A 3,789-nucleotide genomic window follows, 5' to 3' on the forward strand; every position below is an offset into this window, starting at 1 on the left:
AACGACCACGCTTGTCTTCTAAAATAGTGGGGACAATTTCGTAGCACTTAGGAATCCTTGTCTCAGTGATTTTCATCAGTTTTTCAAGATTTTAAGTGGATTGACAGTGGATTAAGGTTGATCCCCCATGCTCGGAAATTTTGTCCCAAAAGTTCGGTAATTTTATTGGCCATGACAAAATTTTCTGATGGTCGCCGCTACATAGGTTAACATCTCCTCGGTTAATCCGGGATAAATGCCCAGCCAAAAAACACTACTCATGATTTTATCGGCATTGCTTAAATCCCCAACAACTCGATAATTTAACCCCTTATAAAGAGGCTGTCGCAATAAATTTCCTCCAAATAATAGCCTTGTGCCGATGCGTTTCTCCTCCAAATGCTTAACCAAATCATTGCGGCTAAAAGGTGCATTTTCCTTGACAAAAATCGGAAACCCGAACCAACTCGGTTCAGAATCCGGGCTGGCTTGGGGTAGAGTCAAAACATCTTGAAGATCTTGTAATTGTTGATGTAAAAAGGCAAAATTTTCCCGGCGCTTTTTGATAAATCCTGGCAATTTATCCAGTTGCGCTACCCCAACGGCGGCTTGCATATCGGTCATCTTTAGGTTATAACCCACATGAGAATAGGTGTACTTATGGTCATAACCAAAGGGTAAATCTCCTAACTGCCAACCAAAGCGCTTATTACAGGTATTATCTACACCCGGAGGACACCAACAATCTCGGCCCCAGTCACGGAATGACTCGACAATCTTTTTCAAGCGGGTATCGCTGGTTAAAACCGCGCCCCCTTCTCCCATAGTCATGTGATGGGCAGGATAAAAGCTAACCGTTGCTAAATGCCCAAAGGTGCCGGTTTTTTGCCCTTTATAGAGACTTCCCACCGCATCACAGTTATCCTCAACTACCCAGAGGTCATGTTTTTCGGCAAAAGCCATCACCGCTTCTAAATTAAAGGGATTTCCCAGGGTATGAGCGATCATAATCGCTTTAGTCTTCTCTGACAAGGCCGATTCCAGTTGATCAATGTCGAGGTCATAACCGGGTAATTTAACGTCTAAAAAGACGGGAATTAGCTGATTTTGAAAGATGGGATTAACGGTGGTCGGGAAACCGGCGGCGACGGTAATGACTTCATCCCCCGGTTTAAGTTGTTTTTCCCCTAGTTTAGGGGAAGTTAAGGCACTTAAGGCCACTAAATTGGCCGAAGAGCCAGAATTGACCAATAAACAATGTTTTACCCCCATCCACTGGGCAAAACGTTCCTCAAATTCTGCCGCATATCTGCCCGTCGTTAACCAGAAATCTAGGGAAGAATCCACTAATTTGACTAATTCTTGCTCATCAAATACCTTACCCGATGCCGGAATATAGGTCTGCCCCGCCACAAAAGCCCGGGGTTGAAATTTGTGCTTATAATATTCTTGTACTGCTTGAAAGACTTGCTCTCGCAGTTCTGCTTCAGTATTTGTATTGGGGGGAGAAATAGATTGAGTCATGGTTAATTTCCTTTCAGGGGAGAAATTTGAACTTAATTATTACTTAATTTGGACTATTATCAGCCTTGAGTTCGCTAATCGATCAAACAACTTTGATAATATTCGATTTGTTGGCGGGTAAGTTCTTGGAATTGTGCTTTATCTTCAGAGTCCATTTGCGCCGCTTGATAATACCATGTCACCGTTTCCTTGAGGGTTTGCCGAAAATCCCAGACGGGTTGCCATTTTAGGGTATGGAAAGCCTTATCTGTAACTAGATTAAGCAATTTAGCCTCATGAACAGCATTCGGATCACTTTGATCGAGCCAAGTTCCCGGCCAAAGTTGTAGGATAGACTCAACTAACTCTTTAACCGGGCGATTAGAAGTCAGAGCCGGACCGAAATTAAACGCCCCATATAACCCCCGGCTGTCTTGCTGCCAATTGGCCGTCATCAACTGCTCATAAACCGACTCAGCTAACCGTAAATAGCCCCCTAAAGGCTCTAAAACGTGCTGCCAAGGGCGAGTCGCTAGAGGGTTACGCACCGGAATCGCTTCCGACTTCATCAAGGCCCGCATTGCATCGGGTACAATCCGGTCTAGAGACCAATCTCCGCCACCGATGACATTTCCTGCCCTGGCGCTGGCAATGCCGATGGCGGTTTGAGGAGTTTTAAAGAAGGAACTGCGCCAAGATGCGATCGCCAATTCCGCCCCAGCTTTGCTAGAACTATAGGGATCATAACCCCCTAATGGGTCATTTTCCCGATAACCATAGACCCATTCCCGATTCTCATAGCACTTATCGCTAGTAATAAACACGGCGGCACAGGGATGATTCAGGCTTTTGAGGGCTTCTAAAACGTGAATAGTCCCCATAACATTTGTGTTCCACGTTTCCACCGACTCCAGATAAGAAAGCCGCACCAAGGGTTGTGCCGCTAAATGAAAGACTACATCCGGTTGCCATGAAGCGATTAAACGAGTTACTAACTCAGGCTCTCGAATATCTCCTATATGATGACTCAGGTTTTGAGCTAAGTCTAATTGGTCGAATAAGGCGGGGGTGGTATTGGGAGCTAAACTGAGGCCTTTTACCTCTGCCCCCAGATGGAGTAACCAAAACGCCAGCCAAGACCCCTTAAAGCCAGTATGACCCGTGATAAAGACTTTTTTGCCCGACCAAAATGCTTCCTTTACCATATTTTCCATCTAGCTTGTCCAGTGTCATAAAGGTGATTGAGCATTTCCATTTCTCGGTAAGTATCCATACACTGCCAAAACCCATCATGCCTATAGACGGCGAGTTCTCCCAAAGCGGCTAGGGTTCTTAGGGGTTGTGCTTCAAAAGTCGTCGTATCTCCCTCAATTAAATCCAAAACCTTGCGATTTAAGACAAAATACCCCCCATTAATCCATCCTTCAGCCGTTTGAGGCTTTTCTTGGAATTGAGTGACTAAATTACCCTCAATGATTAACTCGCCAAAGCGAGAAGAAGGACGAACCGCCGTCATCGTGGCTAATTTGCCATGGGAGTAGTGGAAATCCAACAGATCCGCAATATTCACATCACAAACCCCGTCCCCATAGGTGGCCAAAAAGATCTCGCTTCCACTTCTCTCTATGTAAGGGGTGAGACGTTTAAGACGGCCTCCCGTCATGGTTTCGGGTCCCGTATCAATTAACCAAATACGCCAGTCTTCCTCCTGGTGTCCACTATCGAGTTTGGTCACTTTTTTATTGCCTAACTCTAAGAGGACATCACTTTGATTCCAATCATAGTTAAAGAAATAGTCCCGGATTATTTCCCCTTTGTACCCTAGACAGAGCATAAAGTCAGTTAACCCATATTGGGCATAAGTTTTCATGATATGCCAAATAATTGGCCGATTTCCGATGGCAATCATCGGTTTAGGTCGAAATTCGGTTTCTTCCCGCAGTCGGGTTCCTTTGCCACCACACAAGATGGCGACGGGAATGTTAGACTTATAGTCCTTAACTGTTAAACTGACCGATTGTATTACCATTAGATTATATAGTGAAGGGCTTTGAGAGTGACATCATCTTATCGAGGCAGTTTAACACGGGATTCCTGATTGTGTCCAAGATCTGTCTAAAAAAATTTTTGTTAATGGGACTTAGACAAAAAACAAATCGAGAAAAGCTTCAACTCCAATCCCCGCTTGGGATTTACTTCGAGAAGCCCAAAATCGCTGAAACCCAGATATATCAAGGAAAATCATAAATCGAGGTTAACCCTTTGTCCCGTAATGGTTTGAGCCTTTTTTGCTGACCGAAAACGCCT

3 protein-coding genes are annotated in these 3,789 nt (G+C 44.6%); all 3 read right to left on the minus strand.

All coding sequences use genetic code 11. The annotated features are described in order from the left end of the window. Positions 1–162 precede the first annotated feature (162 nt). The 3 genes from rfbH to rfbF all read right to left on the minus strand — a co-directional run bounded on the left by rfbH (position 163) and on the right by rfbF (position 3,511). The gene (gene rfbH / locus PX636_RS22140; RefSeq protein WP_288118943.1) at positions 163–1,503 is read right to left on the minus strand and encodes a lipopolysaccharide biosynthesis protein RfbH; all 1,341 of its coding nucleotides are present in this window, start codon (positions 1,501–1,503) and stop codon (positions 163–165) included. A gap of 74 nt (positions 1,504–1,577) precedes the next feature. Next, positions 1,578–2,696 carry a CDP-glucose 4,6-dehydratase gene (rfbG, locus tag PX636_RS22145; protein WP_288118945.1) on the minus strand — a complete coding sequence of 373 codons (1,119 nt, stop codon included), beginning with the start codon at positions 2,694–2,696 and terminating at the stop codon, positions 1,578–1,580. Continuing rightward, a complete protein-coding gene (gene rfbF, locus PX636_RS22150) occupies positions 2,681–3,511 on the minus strand; it encodes a glucose-1-phosphate cytidylyltransferase (RefSeq protein WP_288118947.1) in 831 nt (276 codons plus the stop codon). The genes rfbG and rfbF overlap by 16 nt, the downstream gene beginning before the upstream one ends. Positions 3,512–3,789: the final 278 nt, after the last annotated feature.

It is taken from the genome of Microcystis sp. M53598_WE2 (assembly GCF_030067735.1).
GTDB classification, from domain to species: domain Bacteria; phylum Cyanobacteriota; class Cyanobacteriia; order Cyanobacteriales; family Microcystaceae; genus Microcystis; species Microcystis aeruginosa.

What these genes read in the sequence shown, in the direction of transcription:
- rfbH (WP_288118943.1), bottom strand. Translation starts at nt 1,503, where the DNA reads ATGACTCAATCTATTTCTCCCCCCAATACAAATACTGAAGCAGAACTG.
- rfbG (WP_288118945.1), bottom strand. Translation starts at nt 2,696, where the DNA reads ATGGAAAATATGGTAAAGGAAGCATTTTGGTCGGGCAAAAAAGTCTTT.
- rfbF (WP_288118947.1), bottom strand. Translation starts at nt 3,511, where the DNA reads ATGGTAATACAATCGGTCAGTTTAACAGTTAAGGACTATAAGTCTAAC.